Genomic DNA, 26288 nt, shown 5'->3' with positions numbered 1-26288 from the left:
GTTAATTTGTTTCTTCATCCTTTTTGATTTCATTCAAAAGGGATTCAATATGCATGCTGTAATCCAACGATGTATCCTTATCAAAGGTAATCGTAGGGATATGGCGCAATTTCAATACCTTGCCAAGCTCGGTACGTACATGGCCAGATGCATGCTTTAATGCGATAAGAGTATCTTCTTTCTCTTTATCGGAACCAAACAAGGAAACATAAATCGTAGCTTCACGTAAATCACCAGTTACATGAACATCGGTAATCGTCGTAAAGCCGATGCGAGGGTCTTTCAACGCACGCATCAACATTTGACTTACTTCTTGTTTGATGAATTCTTGTAATTTTCTTACACGAACATCACTCATAGTAACCTCCTATATTTGAGGTGCAACTTCTTCCATCAAGTACGCTTCGATTACGTCGCCTTCCTTGATGTCGCGGTAACCTTCCAAGGAGATACCGCATTCGAAGGATGTTTTAACTTCTTTTACTTCGTCTTTAAAGCGACGTAAGGAGTCAACCTTACCTTCAAACACGACAATACCATCACGGATCAAACGAACTTCAGAGTCATTTGTAATACGACCTTCTGTTACATAAGAACCAGCAACGATAGCTTTTGGTGTAGAGATAACTTGACGCACCTCTGCACGACCAACGACAACCTCTTTGAATTCAGGTGCCAACATACCACGCATAGCAGACTCAACATCATTGATGGCATCATAGATTACGCGGTACGTACGAAGGTCAACCTTTTCTTGTTCCGCAGCACGACGAACATTAGCATCTGGACGTACATTAAAGCCCATTACGATAGCATTAGATGCAGAAGCCAACATAATATCGGATTCGTTAATGGCACCTACAGCAGCATGAACGATAACAATACGAACTTCAGGGTTCTTAATACCTTCTAAAGATTGACACAATGCTTCTACAGAACCTTGAACGTCCGCTTTGATGATGATATTAAGATCTTTTAACTCACCTTGTTGAATTTGGTTGAAGATATCATCCAATGTAACCTTGTGAGTAGCTTGCAATTCTTGTACGCGTTGTTTAGCAATACGTTTCTCAGCGATAGCACGTGCTTCATTATCATCCATACCGTTGATGATTTCACCAGCTTGTGGAACTTCGGAGAAGCCCAAGATTTCTACCGGCATAGAAGGACGAGCAACCTTTACTTTTTCACCGCGTTCATTTGTCATGGCACGAACTTTACCATACGCAGTACCAGCAAGAACGGTATCACCTACACGAAGGGAACCTTTTTGTACCAATACTGTACATACTGCACCACGACCTTTATCAAGTTGAGCCTCGATAACAACACCGTATGCTTTACGATTAGGGTTCGCCTTTAATTCCATAACCTCTGCTACGAGCAAGATATTTTCGAGCAAATCATCAATACCTTGTTTTTTCTTAGCAGATACAGGAACCATGATTACATCGCCGCCCCATTCTTCTGGCAATAAACCATGTTCAGATAATTGTTGTTTAACATGATCTGGGTTAGCACCTGGTTTATCCATTTTGTTGATGGCTACGATAATAGGCACATCTGCAGATTTAGCATGGTTGATAGCCTCGATAGTTTGTGGCATTACACCATCATCGGCAGCTACTACGAGAACTGCGATATCCGTAGACTTCGCACCGCGTAGACGCATAGCTGTGAAAGCTTCATGGCCTGGTGTATCAAGGAATGTAATCTTATTGTCATTGTAACGAACTTGGTACGCACCGATATGTTGTGTAATACCGCCTGCTTCGCCAGCTGTTACATTGGTTTGACGAATTACGTCCAACAAGGATGTTTTACCATGGTCAACGTGACCCATAATAGTTACAACAGGAGGACGTGGTTTCAATGTTTCTGGTGCATCTTCAATTTCGATAACATCTGTAGGATCTTCTTCAGGTTCTACTTCTGTTACAGTTACACCAAAATCTTCGGCTACGATAGTAGCTGTATCAACATCTACTTCTTGGTTAATACTAGCCATAACACCTAAGAGCATCAATTTTTTGATGATTTCAGATACTTCACGACCCATTTTTTCAGCCAATTCTTTAACTGTTAAAGGACCGCTTAATTCGATTTCCGTAGCGATTGCTTCTTGCGCTTTACGCTCTTCTTCCGCCTTATGTTGCAAGTATTGCTCGTTACGATGTTTTACCTTGTTTTTCTTCTTTTGCATGGATGTAGACAACAAAGATTGAGGGCGGTTATTGCCTTTTTTATTTTTCTTGTTGCGGCGATCATTGCCATTTTGTTGGTTGCCACCGTTGTTGCGGTTATCTACACGGCCATTGCGATTGCGATTATCTCCATTACCATTGTGGCGGTTGTCATTTTTTTGACCTTGTTGGCCATCATTCTTTTGTCCTTGTTGTTGACCATTAGGACGGTCTTGTTTTTGATGATTACGGCCATCTTGTTTATTGCCACCATTATTTTGTTTTTTAGTAGGCTCGTTGATTTGTACATGACGAACATTAGATTTCTTATCTTCATGTTTCTTATCATCATGTTTAGCCTCTTTTTTATGGCTCTGTTCTTTTACTGATTTATCTACTTTTGCAGGTTTTTCAGCTTTAACAGCCGTTTTTTCATGTTTGCTTGGGTTTGCAGGTGTAGCTGCCGCCTTTGTATCGGCTCCACTAGATTTACCACCTAATTGATTTTTCACCACAGTATAACCTGCATCATCTACTGTATTAACGGCTTTTGTAACATTAAAATTATGTTGTTGCAAAATAGAAATAACCTGTTTACTTTCAACGCCAAATTCCTTAGCGATTTCATGTACGCGCTTTTTGGACATCTACATACCCCCTTCTTACTGATCAATCTCTTTTAGTAATGCTTTTGCAAATCCATCATCCTCTACGGCTACCACTACACGTACTTCTTTGCCTATAGCCGTACCTAAAGATTCTTTACTGCCGACTTTACGCAATGGGATATGATGTATTTCTGCTAATTGTATGTATTTCTTTTCATTATTGGCCGCACAATCACCTGCTAATAGAACAAGCTTAGGGGTTTTCTTTTTCATCGCTTTCTCTACGATGAAATCTCCGGAACTCAATTTTCCGGCCCGTTGTGCCAAGCCTAAGAGATTTAAAACTTTATCTTCATTCATATGCTGAAATTATTCATGACCTTCCAAATCGTGCTTCAATGCTTCATATACCTCTTTTGATACAGCATGCTTTAAAGAGCGTTCTAATTTTTTACCCTTATACGCAGCCTCAAAACAGTCCATGGATGCACAGATATAAGCACCACGACCAGGGGCTTTACCAGTTCTGTCGATACTGATTGTCCCTTCTGGGCTTAGAGCAACACGCATTAACTCGCGCTTACTCTTTGGTTCACCACAGCCTACACAGGTGCGCATAGGTTGAGATTTGGTTTTCATTAGTCTTCGCTTTCCGCTGCTTCAGTACTTGTAAAACCTGTAAAAGGATTTTCTGCAGCTTGTGTTTCACTCTTAATGTCGATTTTCCAGTTTGTCAATTTAGCTGCTAAGCGAGCATTTTGACCAGCTTTACCGATAGCCAAGGATAATTGGTAATCAGGTACTACAACATAAGAAGATTTTTCTTCTTCGCTAACATCTACAGAGATTACCTTTGCAGGACTTAAAGAGTTCGCAATATAAATGGCAGGATCTTCATCCCATTTTACAATGTCGATTTTTTCATCGTGCAATTCATCTACAATGTGTTGAACGCGTTGACCTTTAGGACCTACGCAAGCACCAACTGGATCAATAGATTCATCGCGGCTATATACGGCGATTTTAGAACGCATACCAGGTTCACGAGCTACAGATTTAAGTTCTACTACGCCTTCATAGATTTCTGGCACTTCTAATTCAAACAAGCGTTTTAATAGGCCTGGATGAGTACGGGAAATCATAATTTGAGGGCCTTTCGTAGTTTTCTTAACCTCTACGATATAGCATTTAATGCGGTCCCCTTCATGATATGTTTCTGTACCGATTTGCTCAGTTGGAGGTAAAATAGCTTCTGTTTTACCTAAATTGATATATACGTTTTTACCTTCAACGCGTGTAATAACACCCGTAATGATATCGCCTTCACGGCTATAATATTCTTCGTATACAACACTGCGTTCAGCTTCTTTCAAACGTTGAATCAACATTTGTTTAGCTGTATGAGCTGCACTGCGACCAAAGTTAGCAGGTGTTACATCTGCTTCAACAATATCGCCAATTTCATATCGTTTATCGATTTTACGAGCATCTAGTAGACTGATTTCAGTTTCTGGGAATTCTACAGTTTCTACAACTTGTTTCTTCGCCATTACCTTATAGGCACCAGTTTCACGATTCAATTCCACATACGCATCTGGATTAGAATGTGGTTCCTTACGATATGCTTGTAATAATGCAGCTTCTAGGGATTCAAAAATAACCTCAGGTGCAAAACCTTTTTGTTTTGTCAGCACCATAACTGCTTGAATTAATTCTTGACTCACTCGTATGCCTCCATATATTAAAAATCAAGATGTAATCGAATTTGTGCAATGGCAGAACGTTCAAATGTTACGCTTTCACCATTGATTGAAAATTCTATCGTTGTATCTGTAAAGCCTTGTAGTACACCCGTATATTGTTTACTGCCATTAATAGGTTTAAACAATTGGATATCTACATCACGGCCATTATAGCGAATGAAATCTTTATCTTTTTTTAGAACTCGATCAAGACCAGGAGAAGACACTTCAAGCAAATAATTTTCTGCAATAGGGTCTTTCTCATCGAGAGCTGCGCTCAATTTTTCACTGACCATTTGACAGTCATCCAAATCGACACCACCTGGTTTATCAAGGTACACGCGCAAATACCAATCCCGTTCTCGAACATAGTCGACATCGACTAATTCCAGATTCGTGCCAGCTATAACGCCTTCAACTACAGAGGATACAAATTCCTCTACGGCCTCTCTTTTCATAGCCATCGCCTCCTTATAACATACTACATATCGATTATATACGCTGTTTTCATCATACAATTTGATACAATTTGATACAATTATATGACTAATTTCACCCAATCATAAACGAAAGAGTGAGCAAAAAATAGCCCACTCTTAAAAAAGTTTATATAAAAGTCATGTATAGTATAGCATAATTCCGCTAAAATGTACAATTTAACCGCGTGAATTTAGTTCACACAGTATATTTTTTAAATGTTCAGATAGTACATGTTCCAAATCATCTAATGGCTTAGCATCAAGATGATGATCAATTTCTGGATAATTTTGATACCGTAATTCTGCAAAGAATTCATCGCGAAATTCATTATAGTACAACAGTAATCCTGTACATTCATCCATCTTTCGATATTCACCTATGATATAGGAACCATTAATCATGCGCACCGCATTTTTAGGTGTTATATCTCGTACAAATCCTTCTAACTCAGCGGGCATAACAGATTCATAATCCCAATTTTGTAGCCCCTTACGCATATAGGTATAGGTAAAATTTTCTGCACTGTTGATTAGTAATTTTGAAAGCCCCTGAACACAACGTTCTTGTAGGCCCTGCCAATACGGTTCGAACTCTTGGCGCACAAAAGATATATCTACAAATGTGAACAAAGGCATCACTACGTGCACGGTATAATCCTCTACCTCTTTATCGTAAAGAGCACACCACTTCCACCCTAAATCATTTTCATAATGAAATAGAGGCAATGTTAATACAATCTTTCCAGCGGACATAGTCTCTTGAGCTTTAGCAATTTCGTCAGGTCCTGTTACAACGAGTTTAAAATTACCAATCTCCAATGGTAACCAAGAATAGTCTAAAGACTTACAGGTTTCAATGATATTCTCCATATAATGCCTCATATCTTTCTTGATACATTAATACCGTCTTCACATACATACGTGTTTCAGGAAACGGAATCGTATCAATCATGCCATTCCAATTCTTTTCCTTAATCCAGGACTCAACATGTCCACGCCCTGCATTATAGGCAGCCAGAGCTTGTACCTCATCACCATTAAATTCTTTTAATAAATACCCCAAATACCATGTGCCTAATTGGATATTCGTTTCTGGCTCTTTTAGTTGACGATCCGTGTAGTTACCATGCCCCATTTGCTGGGCCACCCAACGAGCTGTATCCGGCATGAGTTGCATCAATCCTAGAGCGCCTGTTTCGGATTCAGCAGTATTTTTATATTTACTTTCAGCCAAAATGACACTGGCCACCAATGCCGGTGATACCTCTTCCTTTTCCGCAGCCGATACAACTACATCTCTATAATCAAAGGGGTATGCTGTATAGCGTGCCACAGGATCTTGTAAATGGTTAAAATAAAACCATCCTAACACAACAACAGCCAATGCTGTTGCGGTAGTTCGTTTCATACATCCTCCCCTTAGTTCAAACCATTACATATTTATATTGTATTCATTCAATCATACATTGATTGATAATTATTTATTATACAACGGCCATAGTTTATCGTGCCACAATTTTTCCAACTGAATATATAATTCATCAGGTGTACCATCATTATTAATGATGACATCTGCAAAAGGACGTTTATCATCTAATAACATTTGACTTTGAATACGTGCTAATGCGTCCTTTTTTGAGTATCCATTGCGCTCCATTAACCGGCGAACCTGCACCTCTGGCGATACATAGACAAGCCAAACCGTATCGAGTCGCTCATACCACTTACCCTCAATGAGAAGAGGAATATCATAAATTACGATTGGAGCTTCTTCCTCTTCATACATAGAACTCAATTCATCAATACGCTGACGAATGAAACCATGTAAGCAGCTATTTAACTGTAGGCGTTTTTCTTCATTATGAAAAACGATACTACCAAGTGCGTCACGATTTAATCTACCATCATCGAGAATCACTGTATCACCAAATAATTCACGGATAGCAGCGAGTCCAGGCGTACCAAGATCAACCACTTCACGTGCTACTACATCGGCATCAATATAAGGTACATCCTTCTTTTTAAAAAAGTCTAGTACTGTACTCTTGCCAGATGCAATTCCACCTGTTAAACCTATTTTTAACATATGTGCCTCCTGCAGCTATCCTTCTACTCGAACGTTATATGTAAAATTTATTTTACAAGTGCCCAGTTTTCCGCATTATGTACATCAACGATAAGTGGAACATGTAATTCTACAATGGATTCCATAGTTTCCTTAAGCAACGTTTGAATAGCATCCAATTCTTCATTTACAACTTCTAATACAAGTTCATCATGCACCTGTAATAATAAGCGCGATTTAAACGTCTTCTCTTCTAAAATGGATTCTACCTTGTTCATAGCGAGCTTAATAATATCAGCAGCAGTACCTTGTATCGGTGTATTCATAGCCGTACGCTCTGCAAAGGAACGACGGTTAAAATTACGACTATTAATATCTGGTAACTCGCGCATGCGACCAAACATCGTACGCACCTTACCCGTTTCATGGGCTTCTTTTACCATGTTATCCATATATTCCTTAACCTTTGGATAGCGGCTAAAATAAAGCTCAATATAGTTTTTTGCTTCTTGACGCGTAATGCCTAAATCACGAGATAAACCGAAATCTGAAATACCATAGATAATGCCAAAGTTGACAGCCTTAGCATGAGACCGTTCTTCGCTGGTTACCTCATCTTGAGACTTGCCAAGCACTTCGGCAGCGGTAAATCTATGGATATCTTTACCATCGTTGAAAGCCTTAATTAACGCTTCATCACCAGACAAATGCGCCAAGATGCGGAGCTCGATTTGTGAATAATCGGCACTCACCAATGTATCAAAGCCTTCGCCAGGATAGAATAACGCTCTAATTTCACGACCCTTTTCTGTACGAACAGGAATATTTTGTAAGTTCGGATCTGAAGAGCTTAACCGTCCAGTAGCTGTTACCATTTGGTTAAATGTGGTATGAATACGATGCGTTTCAGGATTGATGAGGACCGCTAAGCCTTCACAATAGGTAGAAACTAATTTAGCTACGGAACGATAGGCTAAAATCTTCTCTACAATAGGACTTTCATGACGAAGCATATCCAATACTTCTGCATCTGTGGAGTAACCTGTTTTCGTCTTTTTAATGACAGGTAGATTCATCTTTTCAAACAAGATAATCCCCAATTGTTTTGGAGAATTAATATTAAACGTTTCCCCTGCTAATTCATAAATTTCTTGCTGAACAGCTTCGAGTTCCGCCTTGAATTTAACAGTTGTTTCTTCTAATTTTACAGGGTCAATATAAATACCATTTTTCTCCATAACTAATAATGTATGAATCAATGGCAATTCAATATTGTTGTATAAATCCCATAAGGATTCGTCTTGCAATGCCTTAACAGCAACATCGTCCATAGCAAGCAATGCTTTCACCATAGAGACGCACTCTACATCTACACTACCTGTAGCAATGGATGGCACACTAAAACGCTCTGTTAAATAGAGATATCCATAATTGGTACGCGTTGGGTCCAACAAATAGGCCATCAAGGATACATCGTGAATACGGGCCACACCATTTTCATACAAACGGATTTGAGCCGGTTCATCGTGGCAAAGAACCTCCAAAAATTCCTTGCTTTGTGTCGTTACAATCGTCTTTGCACCATTCAATGCATTCAATAATTTGTCATTATGAGAACCATCTAGCTTGATAATGCTTTCACCATTATTAATGAAAGCAGATGTAATCGTACGGAACGGCGCTTTGCCATCCGTAATAATATGAACACCAATGGTTTTATTTTTGTAAAAGTCCTCAGTAAGAGCAGATGCATCTAACAGATCTTCGATTTTAATCTCTTCGGCCATACTAAAGAGTCCACCAAAATCCTCTGCGTCGTCACCTTCTACGCCCATCACACTAGCCAAACGAGGTGTCAATTTAGTAAAGCCTAATGTTTCAAACATAGGTTTCACTTCACCAAGGTGGAAATTCTGTACAAATTGATCGAGCGAATAAGACAACTCCATGTCAGTCTTGATAGTAGCCAATTGACGAGATAAGAAGGCTAACTCTTTATTTTCAACAAGACGCTCTTTTAATTTCTTGCCAGAAATGTTATCGATATTCTCATATACAGACTCTAAATCACCATATTCATTAATCAATTTAAGAGCTGTTTTTTCACCAACCCCTGGAACGCCTGGAATATTATCGGAAGAATCGCCCATAAGCGCCTTCATTTCGATAACTTTATCTGGGCCATAACCATATAATTCAGTCATATTATCCAAGGTAACCTCAAGCATATCCGAGATACCTTTTTTCGTTAAGAATACATGACTGTAGTCAGTAACAAGCTGTAAATTATCACGGTCACCAGTAATAATTTGCACTGCTAAATCAGAAGATCCAAATTTCTTAGACAAGGAACCAAGAATATCGTCCCCCTCATAACCTTCCTCTTCAATAACACAAATGCCAAGAGCCTTCAACACATCTTGAATCAAGCTAAACTGAGGCCGTAAATCCTCTGGTGCATCAGGGCGATTACCTTTATATTCACTATACATTTCCGTACGGAACGTTTGACGACCTTTATCAAAGGCTACAGCAATATAATCAGGTTTAATCTCTTCATATAATTTAATGAGCATTGTCAAAAAACCATATACTGCATTGGTTGGCGTGCCAAGAGCAGACTTCAACGGAGGAAGCGCAAAAAAGGCACGAAATAACAGACTGCTGCCATCTATAATCATTAATTTTTTCATAAGTACACCTCGCTTAATCATATGTTTCATTATAGCATATTGAGGCGTAATAAAATTGATTTTTACTACCTTTGCTTCTATCAAAAATATATGCATTCATCTTTCTAAGTTTTGCAGAATAGGACTGAGGGCAGCCCCAAAACCTCCACCGGCCGGGTCTGTCTACGGCCTGCGGCCTTCGCAGGGCCAAAGTCAGCTTTAGGCCACCCGTGTTCCCCCATATCAAGCATTTAAAACATATATACATATATTTTTACATTCTGCTTCTACGATATATAAATCAATTTTATTACTGCTGGGTACAAGGAAAAAGGACGCCATTCTGGCGTCCTTTGGGTATAAAAAAAGCCCATCGATGATGGGCTTTGGCTCTATAAAATTATAAAGCGTTTACTTTAGCTGCAAGGTTGGATTTTTTGCGAGCTGCAGTGTTTTTATGAAGTACACCTTTGGAGGCTGCTTTATCAATTACGCTAGTAGCTTGAACAAGTGCTTGTTTTGCTTCTTCTACTGCGCCTGCTTGAACAGCTTCAACGGTTTTACGAGCTGCTGTACGGATTTGAGATTTCACAGCGGCGTTTTTCGCACGACGTTCAGCATCCGTTTTTACGCTTCTAATACTGGATTTAATGTTTGGCAATTGAGTCACCTCCTTAAAAATCGTTTCTTATACCTGAATGATTATATCATACAAGATATTGTGACGCAAGGATTATATTACACAATACGACTATTTCATAATATCTTTTAAAAATGATGTGCCTACTGCATATGGTGAAAGTCCAAAGTTCGCCAATACGGTTTGTCCTATATCACCAAAACTATGGCGTAAACCTAAATCGATGGTCCCTTTCATACTTGGACTATAGGCAAGTAATGGAACATGTTCACGCGTATGGTCTGTGCCATGCCATGTAGGATCATTACCATGGTCGGCTGTGATGATAAGCAAATCATCATCTTTCAATAATGGTAATAATCCACTCAATTGGTAATCAAAATCTTCGATGGCACGTTTATAGCCTTCTACGTTACGGCGATGACCATATAGACTATCAAACTCTACAAGGTTTACCATCATGAGGCCCCTTTCAAAGGAGGAACCTAATAAGTAAGGCACCACATTCATGCCGTGAGCATTCGATTTCGTTGGATAGCTTTCATCCCATCCGACATGAGCATAGATATCACCAATTTTGCCGACGGCCACCGTCGGAATTTGTGCAGCTTGTAATTCCTGTTGCACCATGCGGTGTTCAGGCATACGGCTATAGTCATGGCGATTGTACGTGCGCACAAAATGACCGGGTTTTCCTACAAACGGACGAGCAATGATACGTCCTACATAATAGTCACCCACGCATACTTTGTTACGCGTAATTTCGCACATACGATACAAATCCTCTAAAGGAATCACATCCTCGTGTGCTGCAATTTGGAACACAGAATCCGCAGAGGTATACACGATCGGTTGCCCCGTTTTCATGTGTTCTACGCCAAGACGCTCTATAATTTCCGTACCAGATGCGACCTCATTACCAAGATAACCATAACCAGTTTCTTTAGTGAAAGTATCCATCAATTCCTTAGGAAATCCATCGTAAAATGTAGGGAACGGAACCGTAACAGGATGGCCCATCATTTCCCAATGACCACTGGTTGTATCCTTCCCTGTGCTGACTTCCTCCATTTTCCCATAAGCACCCATAACAGGTGTTTCATCGGTCTTAATATCCGCAATATTTGCCAAGCCTAGAGAACGCAATGTGGGACAATGAATCAAACCTGCAGTTGCTTCGATATGTCCTAATGTATTAGATCCTTCATCATTAAATTTTGCCGCATCTGGGGCATGACCAATGCCAACAGAATCCATAACTAATATAATGATTCTTTTATACATAATAACTCCTATTGTAATATTCAGCTAGAATATTACATGCTATACTACCATTAAGAGCCAAGTAACGTGAGTTAGAGAATAAAAATGCCTAACGTATGAGGTATCCTACCACCTCAACACGTTAGGCATCATCATATTTCCGTATTTTAGATGAGCCTAACGCTAACAGCACGTTATTTGGCTCTCTTTATGTGTTCATTATACTATATATTATTTTTTTAATAAAGTCCTATTTAAGATATGGCATAGCAAGCATAAGTGCAGCCAGTGATTTACTATCCTTAATTTGTTCTGCCTTAATAGCCTCTAATAATTCAGGTAATGTATAGTATTCAAGTTCTACGTATTCATCTGGATCCCAATGGGTTTCGCCCATGGTAAGGTCTTTTGCTAAGTATAGATGTAATACTTCATTACAAAATCCAGGACTTGTCGCAATTGTGCCTAATGAAATCCATTCTTTAGCGCGGTAACCAGTTTCCTCAGCTAATTCACGTTTAGCACAGTTAATAGGTTCTTCGTTAGGATCTAGTTTACCAGCTGGAATTTCAAGCAAAGGTTGTTGTAAAGCATAACGGAATTGACGTTCCATCACGATTTTGTTATCCTCTGTAACGACAACGATGGCAGTTGCCCCTGGATGATGTACAACTTCACGCCACGCATCATTACCATTTACATCAGCTATATCATAGGTAACCTTAATTAGTTTACCATCAAATTTTATTTCGCTAGATTTTTGTACTTCTTTGCTAATTGCCATACTTAATTCCTCGTATATATAAAATGATTGTTATAGTATAAAACCTACAACTCATTATAGCACAAATTAATTACACCAAAAGAAGGTTCCTACTAGTCATTTTGCGACTAATAGGAACCTATTTTAATGAGATTATATAAATGTTACGCTACATTTACATAGCCTTGTAATGCTGTATCTACAATACTACATTTAGCATCTAATTCGGCTTTAAGTGCCTTTTCAGGATTGACTTCTCTAGATACCACCATATCTACGATGGATTTAGAGAATCCAGATACGAGAATGACACCGCTTGGATGCATTTGTACAGGAATTATATTATGTGCATAGACAGATACATTCCAGAAAATGAGCCGTGGCATAGTATACCCAAGGGCTTCAAATTTCTGACGACATGATTCAATAACGGACGTGTTATCCTCATGCTTTGTAGCCTGGTCAAACTGCATATCAGAAATGATAAGGCATGCTGAAGGCAACTCATCTTGACGCAGATGATGTTTTACGGCTGTGTCGAGAATTAAGTCAAAAGTTGCCTCTATATCCGTATTGCTGTAATCGTCAAAGCGATGCAATCGTCTCAACTTATCTCGCAAAGTTTCACACATCGAAATGTCTACCATCTGAGGGCGATTGCTAAAGGTAATGAATCGATTTTTAAAGGATTCATTCTTATTATGCTGTGCACAATACAATGCAATCGAATCTGCTACGCTAAGTGCGGTAACGGAACTATTACCAGATAGTTGTTGCCCCATAGATCCAGACCCGTCGCGTATAACTAAGATATCGTCATAATCCTTAGGAGATTCTTGGGCATGCCATAATTGTTCTAATGTTTCGTCATATGGATTTAGACTATTATCCCAGCAACTATCCGCCTTTACATAGGCTTGCACGATATCATACAAGAACATAGAGTTCGCATTAATCTTAACTGAGTCGTCTCCCTTTTCTAATGATGTAAGATACGCCTGGCGACGTTCTTCATCATGTTTTAAGAAAGCATTACGATATTTAAGATTCGCCTTTGATGGCACATGATTATAATTAATATCGTTCCATTGGTTAAGAGAAGCCTTGCGATCTACCACCGCTAGATGCTCGCGCAATCTAGACAACATTTTACGATACTCTCTTGCATTTAGATGTAACAAGGATTGTAAAATAAGCGCCTCAGAACGTTTTTGCTTAGACGATGTATTATTGGACGGCATCCATTTAGCTAATAAACTAATAGAATCGCCAAGCCCACACGCCATTACATCGCGTCTAAACTGATTAGCTATTAACGCCCCTAGTCCATCGTGTAAAATACCGCTTGTAGTATCAAAAAAGATGCGTAACACATCATCCCAACGGCCATAGTTCCATAACTCGGTGCCGATGATGAACTGCAATGCCATCTCTGGATACAAGTCACCAATTTTAGTGAGCATCATGCGGAATACATCACGCTCACCAAGGCCTAGCTTAATATGGCGGGCATACATAAGCCATTTCATGGTATACAGAGGGTCTTCATCGTAGGATGTAATGAATAAGCGCAATGCATCCACTGCATCCATAGTGCGATGTGCACCATAGAAATAGCGGTCATGTTTACTTTTACCATAAAAATCAACCGCAACTTGACGTAATGCAGGCACAGAGAAATTAAGGTCCACAAGAGGACTGCCACTTGTACGATACGCAGTACCATCATTAGCTGTATAGGATTTTTCATTGTTTGTTAAAGCGTTCATAAATGTATTCATAGTTCATATCTCCTTGGCATATAAAAAAACCGCTGCGGATTATCACAACGTAAATTTTGAAAGCAAAATAAACAAGACAACCGTGAGCGGTTACAATACAAAGTTCAAGACAATTACTAACCTCACTGAGGCTAAAGTTTACTAGACACGATACTCTAGACCAAAGGGTCTCCAAAATAACTTTTTCTGGTTAAATCATCAAAGATTGCTGCTAGTGTCTAACCTTATGAATCGTTTATGAACGATAACTATGAAATTATACTAGATTCTATACTCATCTTAATCAAGTTATGTATGTGACAGGATTGCTGTTAGAATCTAAGTCTTTCTGTTCTACATGTTGGTGATTTCTTTCACCTGATGATGTAATTATAATACACGTATCCGTGTGTGTCAATAATTATTTTTAAAATATTTTGCTTTTGTGAAAGTTAGAACTAGCAATACATGTTTTTCTGCATTGCTAGTTCCTTATAGTTACTACTAATACTCAGCCTCAACGCGCCAAATTTCATCAACCAACCATTTCATTGGTCCCCACGAAGGTTTAAATACTCTTGCTGCCATACCTTCTATACTAAGTTGTGTGGACTCTAGTTGACCTGTTTTACACCAAATAGCAAAGTGTTCACAGTTATGGCCAAACAAGTTATAATCGCCTTTTCCAATCATAGATTTTGCACGTTGTACAGTTTTACGGGGCCCATAAAATCTAGCAGTTACATCAGAGTCTTGAAAAATAGATAATAAACTATCGTCCTCAGCAATATATAAGGTATCTCCGTCACAAAACTCTTCAATACTAGTTTCGGCAATTCGTCCATCTAGTGGAGAATCCCCTTTTACATAATGGATAATTTTATGATAACCTGCATATACGCCATAATGTTGATATAAGTTACGGCCTAATAATCCACTACGTCGTTCACAAAAAACAATATCACCTAATTTTAACTTTTTTGAAGCCATTATTACTCTCCCATACAACAGATTATTTATGATTATTTATATACGTAATAATATCATCTAAGGAAATATTTTGATTCTTGCCTCGTAATAATCGCCATACCTTTCTAACTAATTTATAGAACAAATATAACCCAGCCAATGGCCAGAATACACCAAATGGGTTTTGTTCAAATGGATTCCGTGGATGTGGAAATGGTCCAGGCATAGGTCCTATAATATTAGGCCAATTGTGTTCATGATACACCCCTTCAGGATGAACACCAGTTTTATTTTTATTGGAAGAAATATACTCTACTACATCCTCGTATAATTTAGGATCTTCCTTTTTTATACTTTCAAGAGCTTCTTTGATAACATCTGTTTTCATACCATACACCTCTATACTACAAAACAACATTAGAATAACTAACTGATTACATGTATATTGTACAAAAGTGTATGCGTATAAAATAACGCATCAAAATATTATTTTAATAAATCGAGACCAAAAGTTTCTAATAAAGCTTCTTTACTAGATCCATTGATTTCATTTACACCTAAATGATTTAGAATGGACTTATAATCTTCATTAGGTAGATTATCATAGAATACTAATTGTAAATATGTATTTGCCCGCGATGAACCTACATAGACTAACCGTTTATGTAATTCATTAGTGAGGCGATTGACTAAAATATCAATTAGTAGAACTGCTTTAGCCTCTAAGCCTTTAAATTTACGAACTGATGTGAACAATATATTATTTTTCTTTGGCTCAATAGAGATAGATACTCCGTTTATAGCAGAAATATTTTTTAACATACTGTTAGAAACACTACTTGTAGTAAGAATAACAATGTCTTCAGGTTTAACCTTATCTTGAATCATTTTTGTAACAAACTTTGTAACAATGTTACGTAATTCATTTTCATTCTTATAGAATGATCCAAGTGGTTTTATCCCAGATAGCTCATTTATATAAGCATCTTTCTTTATATCACTTAATGTTGTACCTACAGTTTTAGCTATTTCAGCAGTATTGCGACAATTTTTATATAATACAAGACGACAGTCCCCATAAGTATCTAACCAATGCGTCGATTTATGCATCATTATATACTGATTTTTATCGTAGAACACATAATAATGACCGCCTAACATGTCTACTAATATAGAAATATGTTCTAATATACGTTCATCGATATCTTGACCTTCATCAATAACTACATTTTCATAAGACCACTCTAGATCATCATATTCATTTTGAAAGTACTCAATAAATTTAGGAATAATTTCTGCAATAGAATAATTGCTATTAGGCATCAAATTTTCAGCTAATGATCTAATATTATGAAAGACTATATTATCACACGTATAATGCTCTTTTACATATGATAATAAGAACTCGTTAAAACATAAATATAAGACTTTCTTTCCTTCCGCGGCCAACATTTTAGCCTTTTCAATAGCAAGCATCGTTTTACCCGTTCCTGCTGGACCATGAATAACAGCCGTTGGTTGCTCACGTAAAAAATGCAATATAGATGCTTGTTGTTTCGTCATCTGTATATAACTTTTCGTTGATTCAAGCGCCGTACTTGCAACAGATTCAACAATATTAAATGTAGGCATTAAAGTCTTAATCATATTCTGAAAATCATTAACTGATTGTTCTGACTCTCTAAATCCTAAATTAGATTTCCAATAGCTAAAAGCTTTATCCATAGATTCCTGTGGATTAAATAAGCAATCTACATCAAACACAATATCTCTATTTACCTCTAGTGGTAAAGAAACCTTGTTATGAATAGCTACAGATGGGAACCATACGGCTCGACCAATAACAGGTATTTGCCCATTATAATGTTTACGTAAATAATTCTGAATCCTAAATTGACTCTCCGCAGCTTGTCCCAAAGGATCTATAATTTTTTCTTCTTTTGTATTTCGATTCGTTTGAATCCAGTTTCCATCACGATAGGAAATTCCACCAGCTTTTACCTCTATGGATAAAATACCTTTTTTAGGATGTAAAATAACAAAATCTGCTTCACCTTCACTCCGCCGTTGGTTCAATTCGCCTAACCATCTATAAGAATGAAAAATTACGTATTCGTTATTTAATTTAGAGAGCGCCTCATATACGAGACGCTCTCCTTCACTACCATGGAAACTATTTATTATTGTGGGGTAGAATTTTGGCATGATATTTTTCCAAATGAATTCTATATTATAAAAGTTTCAACAAACTTTTATAGTCTGAACTGAGAACAGAAATAAAATAATTTATACTATCTAGTATAAATAAATATTCAAAGCATTCAGTGATATTCCACTTACCAGATAAATTCATATCTAACTCATCATCAATATAAACCTCCATTCGATTTAGCAATATCTCTGTAGAATTAACTAAAGCAGATTTATCTTCACAAATAGCTACTAAATTGTCATATGCTAATTTAACATATCTATACTCTTTATCAATTGCATCAATTCTATTAAATCGATAACAAGCCTGAATATATGAAGCATAATTATCTGATTCTTCAAGCAAATACTTAACTTTAGAATTTTTATTCAATTCATTAAGGGACTTCAATATTTTATCTCTTTGATTATTAATACAATTTTCTTCTAATTTAAAAAAATAAAAAATACCAATACTATCTTGAGTAAAAATTATAAAAAATTCATCTTTTTTTCGATTAGTTTTGGAAGAAATATCTATAATTATAGTGTCAGAAATATTTGATGGTAGATTAGTAACATCAATTCTTGCTTTGAATCCCTCATTTTCAACAGATAATTTAATTGCATCAATAATACTTATATCATAATTAACTTTTACAGCCTCAAATCTAATGTCAGCTAGAGAAGGTTTACTACAATATAATAAATCAGAAAACTCAGACATAATACACTCCTATAAAAACATTATTAGAATTTAAACTATAAGTTGTATCTTACAACAAATATTTTTCTTTTATATTTTCTTGAACTGAAATATTATATTTTTGACATAGCATTTTACACATACTTATATAAATATCTCGAGCCTCATCATTCTTTTTATATTCGATCATTGTTAAACTTGGGTCTATATAGACATTCCACAATTTTTCGTAAATCTCATTTGGATACTCTTCTGTATTTATATGATTAACAATTGTCGGACCCAATCTATAATATTCAGATACAGCCTCATTTCCTTCTGAATGAATGAATATATTTCTAAATTTTATAAGATTTTTAATATTGATACGTTTATCCTCTAATTTTAAAGCTTTGCAAGTCGCGGTAATAACATAACAACCACTACTTTTCTTAGGCTTTGTTGTTTTAACTATCTCTGGTCTATAACTTTTAGACTCACTATAGGCTGACGATCTATTACGTCTCTGCTCTTGTTTATATAGTATATCATCAACTTTATTATATCGTTTCCCAGCGTCTTTATACCCTATAATTTTATCATAGAGTCTTTTTGCCTGATTTAAGTCTTTAGCCACACCATTGCCATATTCAAGCATTCTTGCACAGGCATATATAGCCGCCTCATCATTAATAGAGGATAAATATTGATAAGCTCTACCATAATCTTGAATTTTATTATACATAAGACCTATACGCAATTCGTATAGTTGTTTATTATATTTTTTATATAAGTAGTTATATAACTCAATTAAGTTATTAATTCCGATTTGATTCTTTTCTTCATCAATCTTACTATATGGAATTCTAATATATTTTTCGTATAATTCATTTGCCAAGTACTCAATAGCTCCAATATGCAATTGAGATGCAGCAACTTTAAAATAGACATTAGCTTTCTTGTATTTTTTATTTTGTTTTTCTATAAGCGCTAATTTAAAGCTTGCCTCTGGAATCAAGAAACTTGCAAGTAATTCAAGATCTATATTTAATCCACACTCTTTAGTATATTGTTCTAGTAACAAATGACTATCCTTATATCCAAATTCCAAGGATTTTAAAATCATTTCTTTAGCTTTATCATATTCATTTTGACTCATTAACCATTTAGCACTATAAAAGAACTCTTCGCCCGTTTCAATATCATTTATATATTTCATTAAATCCATAACTTCTTCATTTATCAGGCCTAATGCTTTATTCATGGCTAATTTTATCTTAGCAATATAATATGCATCATCAGGATATTGTCTAATTAAATTAATTTCTTCTTTACTTAATTGTTGTCCTTGAGAAACTTTTAGTAAAGCACTACAACAATCTTTATAAGGATAATTAATTTTATTTAGTCTAACTATATCGTTATAAGCTTCACTATATAAATTACCTGTTATGTGTTTAAAAAAGAGTCTTAAAAGTACTTGTGAATATAATTCTATATTCAAATTATGTTGCGATGATTCTAATTTATCATTATTAATAATCTTCGAATCATATTCTAAGATTTTATTAGTAATTATAGAATAATTATCATTAAAATTAGATGCGATTGTATTTAAATTGTGATAATAATTTCGAAATTGATTTCTATGAACTTTTAATTGCATTAATAAATCATTATCAGAAACATTTACTAAATCATTATTAAAATGCTCTAACTTTACACTAATCTCCGATAACTTTGAGATATAGTATAATCGAACATCTAATAAAATTTCCTCTAACTTCACTGCAAATAACACATTTAATGTAACTTTATTAAATAATTCACATTGATTATAAAAATCTGCAGGTTCCGATATATTAACGTTTGAATTTCCATTAGAATAATAATTTACACTTTTATTATATTCCTCTTTACTACCAACAAAATATATTTGATCTTTAATCAAATGTCGATGTAATCGTTTCCAATTTAGTTTGTCATTATAAAGAACTACCTGGAAATTAACATTCGATTTAATTGACTCCAAGATATTATTTGTTTCATCTAAAAATGGAGGCATAATAATATACGCTTCGTTACAATGTTTACATTTATGGAATGAAATAAATAATTTAATTAACTTTCTAGCTTCTATATTTTTTCTATAAAATTCATTTCCTATAATCTTATAATCATCACTAGAAATAGGTACTAATTTATCACAATAATTTAGTGCATAAATACCTTCTGATTTTAATGAATTATTTTCAAGAGGCAAAATTAAATGTGGAATATTATTATTAAAAGTAAAGTGTTCTAAACCTTCTATAATTGGTTCTAAAATCTCTTTTGAATTATTATTTGTACCAAATATAGCAAATAGAGTTTTTCCAACCAACTCTGGAACCTTAATCAATAATTTGTTTTTTTCAAAAGTATTAGAACATCTTCTAATAATGTTAGCATTATCGATATAAGATCCATCATCAAGAATCTTTGATAACTCTGCTAAAGTTATGTTTGCAAATGTCTGATAATCTATTTCATTCGTTGATATATCCTCAATACTTTCATCCATTAACTTTTTTAATACAGAAAATATTGATTCACTACTATTACTCATATGCACTCTCCTTATAGAACTTATTTAAATCGTTCTCTAAACGCTTCATATAAGAATTAAACTTACGAATACCAATTCTATTTTTTCTAAGTTCTTCAAGAGAATCTCCATATAAATTTACGACTGACTGTATTTCTAGAATAGACTCTGAATTTGCTATTATATGACTTAAAGAATTTCTATTATCAACCCAAAACTGTTCATTATCATTTAATTCTTCAGAAATTGTCTTTTTAATTTTTTGAATCTGTATAAGAACATCTTCTCGTTTTATACCATTATTTATTGCACTTAAAATAAATTGATTTATACAATCTTTATTTGACCATTCTTTATTATCTAAAGAAGAATATGCCGCAACATCATATAATGAGATTCCAGATGCTAATACAGTTGATTTTACCAGTGACACTATTTTCTCAACATCAGCATCTGTTTTTTTGTCTATCTTATTAATTACAATTAATATAGGTGTATTTAAGTTCAAGCTTTTAATAAATTCAATATCATTTTGTTGAATAACTCCATTCTCTATGTCCATAAGCCAGATTAAAAAGTCAACTTTTCTTAACTGCTCATATGATTTACATTCATCACTTTCTCCTTTTTTCAAATTTATATCTTCAATATTATCCGCCTTGTTATAACCAGGAGTATCTAAAAAAGCAATATTAGAATAAGGCATATCTGGTTCAGTAACAACTAAACTATGAATAAAACTGGAAAATCCAATATTATACTTTCTATAAAAATGATGTGTTAAAGCTTGTAAAGCCTCTTTATCTAATACAATCTTTTCACCATTATTTGTATATGCATTAATCTCCTCCAACTTACCTTGAACAATATATGTTGGAATTGAAGTAGTAGGATTTTGATCTTCTGGTAATAACTCTTCACCAGCATGTAATATGGAATTGATAAATTTTGACTTTCCAGAACTAAACTTACCACCTAATCCAATTACAACACGCTTATTTAATATTGAATAACGTTTTTCCTCTACTAGTTTATCGCTTAATATTTCAAGTTTTTGTTGAAGGCTAGCTTTATTAGGAAATTCTATATTAGAAATAACATTTAAAAATTGCTTTTCTATCATACCTTTTAATTTATTACCTAGATAATAGTCTCGACTTACTTTATTTTTAATTGGAATGATTCTAGATATAAATTGTAAAGCAGTCTCTTCATTGGCTAAATATATATTTTCAGTTTCAGGCTCATAATTATCAACAAATAGACTCTGAGAGTCATCAAATTGTTCAAATAAATCCATCTTACAACACCATTTCTTTAATTTGATAATTATATTCTTTTATGTTTTTAGACAATTGGTCATATTGTGCTAAAGAATTTTCTTTATTTTCAAGTTGCTTTTTCAAATTATCATAATTTTCCTGTAATTTATTAATTAAAGAATCTACTAACGTATTTTCTTGAACTTTTAATTCTAATTGTGTCGAGCTAATTGATTTATCAATTTCAACTTGTAAATCTTTACATACCTCTCCTAATATACTTGTTTGCATAATCTTCAACTGATGAATTTGTTCATTTTTAGCACCAGACGGGAATTTATCAGCAACCTTCTCCATATAACTATTATGGTCTATCTCTATATAAGTTGCTTTTATACTCTTTACTAATAAACTTAAAGGAACCAATATTTCTCTCTCATCGAAAAATTCATCCCCCATATCAAAGCCTTTTAAAATAACCTCTTTTAATTGCTTCTCTAATTTATGACAATCTACAGCCTTCTCAAGAATTCCATTAGCAAGCTTTCGAGCTTCAAAAATATAACTCTGAATATTAGACATTACATCAGACACATCAGCTTCATAATTATTTGTAGTTTCAATATAATACTTTCTTTTTTTAAAAATCCAGAATCCTTCGTCATACCCTTTTCTTTTCTCATCGATATGACTTGATATAGTAATATCCTTATGATTATTTACAACAGCAACCATTTCATTTTTTAATTTAGATATAGAAGTTGCTATATCTATAGCGACTTCCTCTATTACGCTCTTAACCTCTCGTCTAACAGAATTAAGACCTTTTTCCACTATTTTCATTTTTTCTTCTAATTGACTTTTATCACTATTTTCTAAATTAATTTTATTGGCCATAATTTGATCATTAATTTTTCCCAATAGTTCCAAAAGAATATTTTTTTCATCCAAAAGTATCTGTTTATTCTTATCGTCAATTAGTTTTTCTCGTGCTTCTTTTAATGGCATCAATTTTTTTGATTGAATTTCTGGAATCCTCGATATATCAGATAATATATTAGGTTCATCAACAAAGTCATTAAACTGTTTTCTCAAACGCCCTATAATATGTTCTTGCTCAATTGTATACTTTAGATTATTCTTTTTTCTCAATGCAGCACCATATAAATATGATGAAATATAAATAGGCGGTAGATATTCTTTAATATGTTGAATTCTATCCTTATTTGGAGATGCTAACAGTAAGTTATTAATATTTTCACGTGCTTGTTCATTATATATATATACTGTTTTATTAATTGCCTCTTTTAAATTTTTACTTTTATTATAATCCAATAAACCAGAATCAAACTTACTACCAACTATTATTATTTCTCTAACACCTTCTTTAGGTAAAGTATTAGACATAAATGCAATATCTTCTTTTGTTAAAAACTGTCCAGTATAACTTAATAAAAATACTACATCACATTCACTTAGAAATCTTTTAGTAGTTTGCGAACGACTAAGTATAGGATCATTTAAACCAGGAGTATCAACAATCTCGAAATCTTTGAGAATCGGTTCATTCATTTTTAGTTCTACATGCTTAACAATAGGGGTATATGCTCCATTTGCTCCAATATACTCAGCTAAATCAGTATTAATATTATCAATGTTAATTTCCTTACTTGATCCTAATAGTGTGTGTAAGTTAATATTCGATTTTTGATACATATCAACTAATTCTTTACAACTTTTAATATCATCAGAAATGCTTTCGCTTAATACACTTATTAACTCCTCTTTTGATTTATTATTAGCCTTGAATTTATTGCGAATTTTTGTAATATTTTTTTCCTGTTCTTTTTTATATTTATTATAATTATCATCAATTTGTTTATCATATTCAGATGCTAATATAGCAATATTTTCCCAGTCCTTTTCACTGTAAAAAACAATTTTAGCACTTTGTTTTTCTCCGTAAGATATTTTTGTCAATGCTGCCGTCATTGGTGTACTTGCATGTGGTAACAAATCTTGGCCTTTAAATAATAAAGCATTTAAAAAAGATGATTTACCAGCTTTCACTTCACCCACAATTCCTATTTTTAAAGCACGACCTTCTTGTAAAGAAGCTTCTATTTTAGGTTTAAGTCCTTCAAATCGATCCTTAAAAGACATATATAATTCTTTAGAATAACAGGTTTGAAAATCTCTTAATTCATCAAGTATAGGTTGTACAATATCATCATATTTTATATTCATATTAAATCCCCTTTATTAACTCTATATCTTTTTGTATATTAAGTACTTTATTGTCATAAGAATCAATTTTTTCTTGTTTCTTTGACTTCAAAATTGCTAAAGCGTTATTTTCTGTATCTATAAGTTCTTGTATTGTCAAAACAACACCATTAATTGCAGCTTCTTCTACATCTTGTAAAGGTACATCTAATTCATTATGAAGCTTTGCTATAATTTGTGGAATAATCTCATTTAAAATTATTTTCTTTGCTTTTTCTTCTCTTGAATCAGAAACTATACTTTTAAATAAATTAACTAAATCAGGTAAGAATACTATTAATAATTCTATAATCGGTGCCAATACATTGGTACTTATAGCTATTGCTGTACTAATAGTTTTATATAATTTAGCACTCATACTATTAAACTTCTTATTACTATCCAACTCAAATATAGATCGATTGGAAATATTAAACTTCCCACTATCGATAATTCCCTTAATTTTTTCATATACAGATTTAATTATTTGCTCCAAATCTAACTCTTCATCAAAACTTTTCAATAATGAAACTTCTAATTTATTTACAAATGCATCTATAGCAACTTCTGAGTATTCCTCAACTTCTGTAATTAAAATAGGTCTAACTATTTCAATAACGCGTTGTTGAAGTGATTCAGCACTAATTAATGCACCTGTAGCTAGATAATCTGCTTGATTAGTTAATCCATTTCTGACTAAGGAAATAATCTTATTTTTCATATTTCCCCGGATTTCAGATTTGATTTTTGCTTTCTTACTATCTATGCTATTTATTAATTCAGTTTTAGCTTTTTCACGCAAATTAATTTCATTATCTAACTCACTTAAATCACAAGATTCATTATCTTGAATTATCACTAATGAGTCTTCAATTAATTCTTTAATATAAACAAGTTCAGATGTAACATTCTTATCATATAAATAATTTACATCAAAGCTTTCAACTAATTCATTCAATTTCTCCAATATATCTAAATCATGAATTGATGTTGTTATAATAGGATAATCAAAACCTGTATGTGCTAATAACATATTTTTAATATGATTCTTGACTTTTTCTACTTCTGTAGGTATTTTTTTATCACACTTATTTATAATGATTCCAATATCATTACTATAACAATTTACCTCCTTTAAAAAATTTAATGTACTTTCTGAAAGTGTACCTTTATCACTATCAATCACTAATATATAAGCAGTTCCTTGCGGAATATACTTAATAAGAGCTTTATTATGACGTTCTACTCCTGAATCAAATCCTGGAGTATCAACCATAATATAATCTGGATGAAGTTTTATGTTTTCACTATTCACATAACATATTAAATTTGAAATTTTATCTGCATCAGATTTTAATACATTAAAATCCAGGTTTTCAATTTTCGTTCCATCAATATATTCAGCAACCAATCGCTCATTTTCAGAAAATTTTAATTCAGTTGCAAAAGCAGTTTCTGGAGCTTGACTTTCTTCTAAAACAGATTTCCCTATATACTTATTTAATAAAGCTGATTTGCCTGCACTAAAACTACCTACTACTAATATATGAGCACAATAATCTCTATTTAATATTTCAAAACAATTTAATTTATCAATAATATCTATTAGATTATATTTCTCAGCAATTTCTTTTAATACTAAAAGACGTTCTTCATTTTTACTTTTATCTATCATTATAATTTCTCCACTATTAATAAAATAAGATCATTAGATTTTTAGAAAATATGACTTATAGAAAATATTATAAATTTTCTAAGTAAATAATTATATTCGGCAGTTATTATCTTAAGCCAAAAACTAATACATCTCCTTACTCGCGATTATAATAACTATCAAACTATTTATTTTATCTATATATTACCAATATAATATAATCTCTTTTATAAATCTTCATTAATTCTTCATAAATTTTTTTCATCTATTTTTCACAAAAGTAAACATAAAAGGCTACATGAATTCATATGTAGCCTTTCTTCTTATATCAATTAACTAACTAATTTTTAGTAAATCATAATATCTCTTATATAACTTCTTTTATTTCCTTTCTTATAATTCTGTTTCTCTCATTTTGCATTTAATATTCTTTAGATTAATTAGAAGGTTGTTAACTTTATTCTTCCTTAAATAACACCCCCCCTTATCTACAAACAGACT

General features: G+C 33.9%; 22 protein-coding genes. All 22 read right to left on the bottom strand.

Features of this window, described 5'->3' with window-relative positions; all coding sequences use genetic code 11:
- Position 1: 1 nt before the first annotated feature.
- The 22 genes from rbfA to VAHSUH02_RS04735 all read right to left on the bottom strand — a co-directional run bounded on the left by rbfA (position 2) and on the right by VAHSUH02_RS04735 (position 25808).
- Positions 2 to 358 (bottom strand): 30S ribosome-binding factor RbfA, encoded by a 357-nt coding sequence (gene rbfA / locus VAHSUH02_RS04840; protein WP_005383821.1) that lies wholly within the window; start codon positions 356 to 358, stop codon positions 2 to 4.
- Positions 359 to 367: 9 nt separating this feature from the next.
- Positions 368 to 2830 (bottom strand): translation initiation factor IF-2, encoded by a 2463-nt coding sequence (gene infB, locus VAHSUH02_RS04835; protein WP_005383823.1) that lies wholly within the window; start codon positions 2828 to 2830, stop codon positions 368 to 370.
- Positions 2831 to 2845: 15 nt separating this feature from the next.
- Positions 2846 to 3151, bottom strand: coding sequence for a L7Ae/L30e/S12e/Gadd45 family ribosomal protein (locus tag VAHSUH02_RS04830; protein WP_005383824.1), 306 nt, complete (start codon positions 3149 to 3151; stop codon positions 2846 to 2848).
- Positions 3152 to 3160: 9 nt separating this feature from the next.
- Positions 3161 to 3430 (bottom strand): RNase P modulator RnpM, encoded by a 270-nt coding sequence (rnpM, locus tag VAHSUH02_RS04825; RefSeq protein WP_005378858.1) that lies wholly within the window; start codon positions 3428 to 3430, stop codon positions 3161 to 3163.
- Positions 3430 to 4515, bottom strand: coding sequence for a transcription termination factor NusA (nusA, locus tag VAHSUH02_RS04820; protein WP_005379049.1), 1086 nt, complete (start codon positions 4513 to 4515; stop codon positions 3430 to 3432). The genes rnpM and nusA overlap by 1 nt, the downstream gene beginning before the upstream one ends.
- A gap of 17 nt (positions 4516 to 4532) precedes the next feature.
- Positions 4533 to 4991 (bottom strand): ribosome maturation factor RimP, encoded by a 459-nt coding sequence (locus tag VAHSUH02_RS04815; RefSeq protein WP_005378889.1) that lies wholly within the window; start codon positions 4989 to 4991, stop codon positions 4533 to 4535.
- Between the two features lie 198 nt (positions 4992 to 5189).
- Entirely contained in the window at positions 5190 to 5882 is a 693-nt protein-coding gene (locus VAHSUH02_RS04810) for a hypothetical protein (protein WP_005383831.1), read from the bottom strand.
- Complete coding sequence (locus tag VAHSUH02_RS04805; protein ID WP_005383833.1) at positions 5866 to 6420, bottom strand: lytic transglycosylase domain-containing protein; 555 nt, start codon at positions 6418 to 6420, stop codon at positions 5866 to 5868. The genes VAHSUH02_RS04810 and VAHSUH02_RS04805 overlap by 17 nt, the downstream gene beginning before the upstream one ends.
- A 69-nt stretch (positions 6421 to 6489) precedes the next feature.
- On the bottom strand, positions 6490 to 7098 hold the full coding sequence (gene coaE, locus VAHSUH02_RS04800; protein ID WP_005383835.1) for a dephospho-CoA kinase: 609 nt from the start codon (positions 7096 to 7098) through the stop codon (positions 6490 to 6492).
- A gap of 47 nt (positions 7099 to 7145) precedes the next feature.
- Positions 7146 to 9770, bottom strand: a complete 2625-nt coding sequence (gene polA, locus VAHSUH02_RS04795; RefSeq protein ID WP_038148922.1) for a DNA polymerase I — start codon at positions 9768 to 9770, stop codon at positions 7146 to 7148.
- A gap of 379 nt (positions 9771 to 10149) precedes the next feature.
- A complete protein-coding gene (gene rpsT, locus VAHSUH02_RS04790) occupies positions 10150 to 10410 on the bottom strand; it encodes a 30S ribosomal protein S20 (protein WP_005378787.1) in 261 nt (86 codons plus the stop codon).
- A 90-nt stretch (positions 10411 to 10500) separates the two neighbouring features.
- Entirely contained in the window at positions 10501 to 11673 is a 1173-nt protein-coding gene (locus VAHSUH02_RS04785; RefSeq protein WP_005383843.1) for a phosphopentomutase, read from the bottom strand.
- Between the two features lie 229 nt (positions 11674 to 11902).
- A complete protein-coding gene (locus tag VAHSUH02_RS04780; RefSeq protein WP_005383845.1) occupies positions 11903 to 12436 on the bottom strand; it encodes an NUDIX hydrolase in 534 nt (177 codons plus the stop codon).
- A 143-nt stretch (positions 12437 to 12579) separates the two neighbouring features.
- Positions 12580 to 14196: a DUF2828 family protein gene (locus tag VAHSUH02_RS04775; RefSeq protein ID WP_005383846.1), complete on the bottom strand. Its 1617-nt coding sequence runs from the start codon at positions 14194 to 14196 to the stop codon at positions 12580 to 12582.
- Between the two features lie 483 nt (positions 14197 to 14679).
- On the bottom strand, positions 14680 to 15165 hold the full coding sequence (locus VAHSUH02_RS04770) for a lecithin retinol acyltransferase family protein (RefSeq protein ID WP_005383848.1): 486 nt from the start codon (positions 15163 to 15165) through the stop codon (positions 14680 to 14682).
- Positions 15166 to 15187: 22 nt separating this feature from the next.
- Positions 15188 to 15532, bottom strand: coding sequence for a hypothetical protein (locus VAHSUH02_RS04765; protein ID WP_038148908.1), 345 nt, complete (start codon positions 15530 to 15532; stop codon positions 15188 to 15190).
- Positions 15533 to 15630: 98 nt separating this feature from the next.
- Entirely contained in the window at positions 15631 to 17349 is a 1719-nt protein-coding gene (locus VAHSUH02_RS04760) for a nuclease-related domain-containing DEAD/DEAH box helicase (protein WP_005383853.1), read from the bottom strand.
- 25 nt (positions 17350 to 17374) lie between these two features.
- Positions 17375 to 18061: a hypothetical protein gene (locus tag VAHSUH02_RS04755; RefSeq protein ID WP_005383855.1), complete on the bottom strand. Its 687-nt coding sequence runs from the start codon at positions 18059 to 18061 to the stop codon at positions 17375 to 17377.
- A 49-nt stretch (positions 18062 to 18110) separates the two neighbouring features.
- Entirely contained in the window at positions 18111 to 20627 is a 2517-nt protein-coding gene (locus tag VAHSUH02_RS04750) for an SEL1-like repeat protein (protein ID WP_005383856.1), read from the bottom strand.
- Complete coding sequence (locus tag VAHSUH02_RS04745; RefSeq protein ID WP_005383858.1) at positions 20620 to 21906, bottom strand: dynamin family protein; 1287 nt, start codon at positions 21904 to 21906, stop codon at positions 20620 to 20622. Before VAHSUH02_RS04745 ends, VAHSUH02_RS04750 begins: the two co-directional genes overlap by 8 nt.
- A gap of 1 nt (position 21907) precedes the next feature.
- On the bottom strand, positions 21908 to 24115 hold the full coding sequence (locus VAHSUH02_RS04740; protein ID WP_005383860.1) for a dynamin family protein: 2208 nt from the start codon (positions 24113 to 24115) through the stop codon (positions 21908 to 21910).
- Between the two features lies 1 nt (position 24116).
- Complete coding sequence (locus VAHSUH02_RS04735) at positions 24117 to 25808, bottom strand: dynamin family protein (protein WP_005383861.1); 1692 nt, start codon at positions 25806 to 25808, stop codon at positions 24117 to 24119.
- Positions 25809 to 26288 lie beyond the last annotated feature (480 nt).

This window comes from Veillonella atypica KON, assembly GCF_002959915.1.
GTDB lineage: Bacteria > Bacillota > Negativicutes > Veillonellales > Veillonellaceae > Veillonella > Veillonella atypica.
The sequence above is the reverse complement of the archived record's forward strand: the minus strand, read 5'-3'. Positions and strand labels throughout refer to the sequence as shown.

Bases quoted from the DNA above. Each gene is read 5' to 3' on its own strand.
- rbfA (WP_005383821.1), bottom strand. From the start codon at position 358: ATGAGTGATGTTCGTGTAAGAAAATTACAAGAATTCATCAAACAAGAA.
- infB (WP_005383823.1), bottom strand. From the start codon at position 2,830: ATGTCCAAAAAGCGCGTACATGAAATCGCTAAGGAATTTGGCGTTGAA.
- VAHSUH02_RS04830 (WP_005383824.1), bottom strand. From the start codon at position 3,151: ATGAATGAAGATAAAGTTTTAAATCTCTTAGGCTTGGCACAACGGGCC.
- rnpM (WP_005378858.1), bottom strand. From the start codon at position 3,430: ATGAAAACCAAATCTCAACCTATGCGCACCTGTGTAGGCTGTGGTGAA.
- VAHSUH02_RS04815 (WP_005378889.1), bottom strand. From the start codon at position 4,991: ATGAAAAGAGAGGCCGTAGAGGAATTTGTATCCTCTGTAGTTGAAGGC.
- VAHSUH02_RS04810 (WP_005383831.1), bottom strand. From the start codon at position 5,882: ATGGAGAATATCATTGAAACCTGTAAGTCTTTAGACTATTCTTGGTTA.
- VAHSUH02_RS04805 (WP_005383833.1), bottom strand. From the start codon at position 6,420: ATGAAACGAACTACCGCAACAGCATTGGCTGTTGTTGTGTTAGGATGG.
- coaE (WP_005383835.1), bottom strand. From the start codon at position 7,098: ATGTTAAAAATAGGTTTAACAGGTGGAATTGCATCTGGCAAGAGTACA.
- polA (WP_038148922.1), bottom strand. From the start codon at position 9,770: ATGAAAAAATTAATGATTATAGATGGCAGCAGTCTGTTATTTCGTGCC.
- VAHSUH02_RS04785 (WP_005383843.1), bottom strand. From the start codon at position 11,673: ATGTATAAAAGAATCATTATATTAGTTATGGATTCTGTTGGCATTGGT.
- VAHSUH02_RS04780 (WP_005383845.1), bottom strand. From the start codon at position 12,436: ATGGCAATTAGCAAAGAAGTACAAAAATCTAGCGAAATAAAATTTGAT.
- VAHSUH02_RS04775 (WP_005383846.1), bottom strand. From the start codon at position 14,196: ATGAATACATTTATGAACGCTTTAACAAACAATGAAAAATCCTATACA.
- VAHSUH02_RS04770 (WP_005383848.1), bottom strand. From the start codon at position 15,165: ATGGCTTCAAAAAAGTTAAAATTAGGTGATATTGTTTTTTGTGAACGA.
- VAHSUH02_RS04765 (WP_038148908.1), bottom strand. From the start codon at position 15,532: ATGAAAACAGATGTTATCAAAGAAGCTCTTGAAAGTATAAAAAAGGAA.
- VAHSUH02_RS04760 (WP_005383853.1), bottom strand. From the start codon at position 17,349: ATGCCAAAATTCTACCCCACAATAATAAATAGTTTCCATGGTAGTGAA.
- VAHSUH02_RS04755 (WP_005383855.1), bottom strand. From the start codon at position 18,061: ATGTCTGAGTTTTCTGATTTATTATATTGTAGTAAACCTTCTCTAGCT.
- VAHSUH02_RS04750 (WP_005383856.1), bottom strand. From the start codon at position 20,627: ATGAGTAATAGTAGTGAATCAATATTTTCTGTATTAAAAAAGTTAATG.
- VAHSUH02_RS04745 (WP_005383858.1), bottom strand. From the start codon at position 21,906: ATGGATTTATTTGAACAATTTGATGACTCTCAGAGTCTATTTGTTGAT.
- VAHSUH02_RS04740 (WP_005383860.1), bottom strand. From the start codon at position 24,115: ATGAATATAAAATATGATGATATTGTACAACCTATACTTGATGAATTA.
- VAHSUH02_RS04735 (WP_005383861.1), bottom strand. From the start codon at position 25,808: ATGATAGATAAAAGTAAAAATGAAGAACGTCTTTTAGTATTAAAAGAA.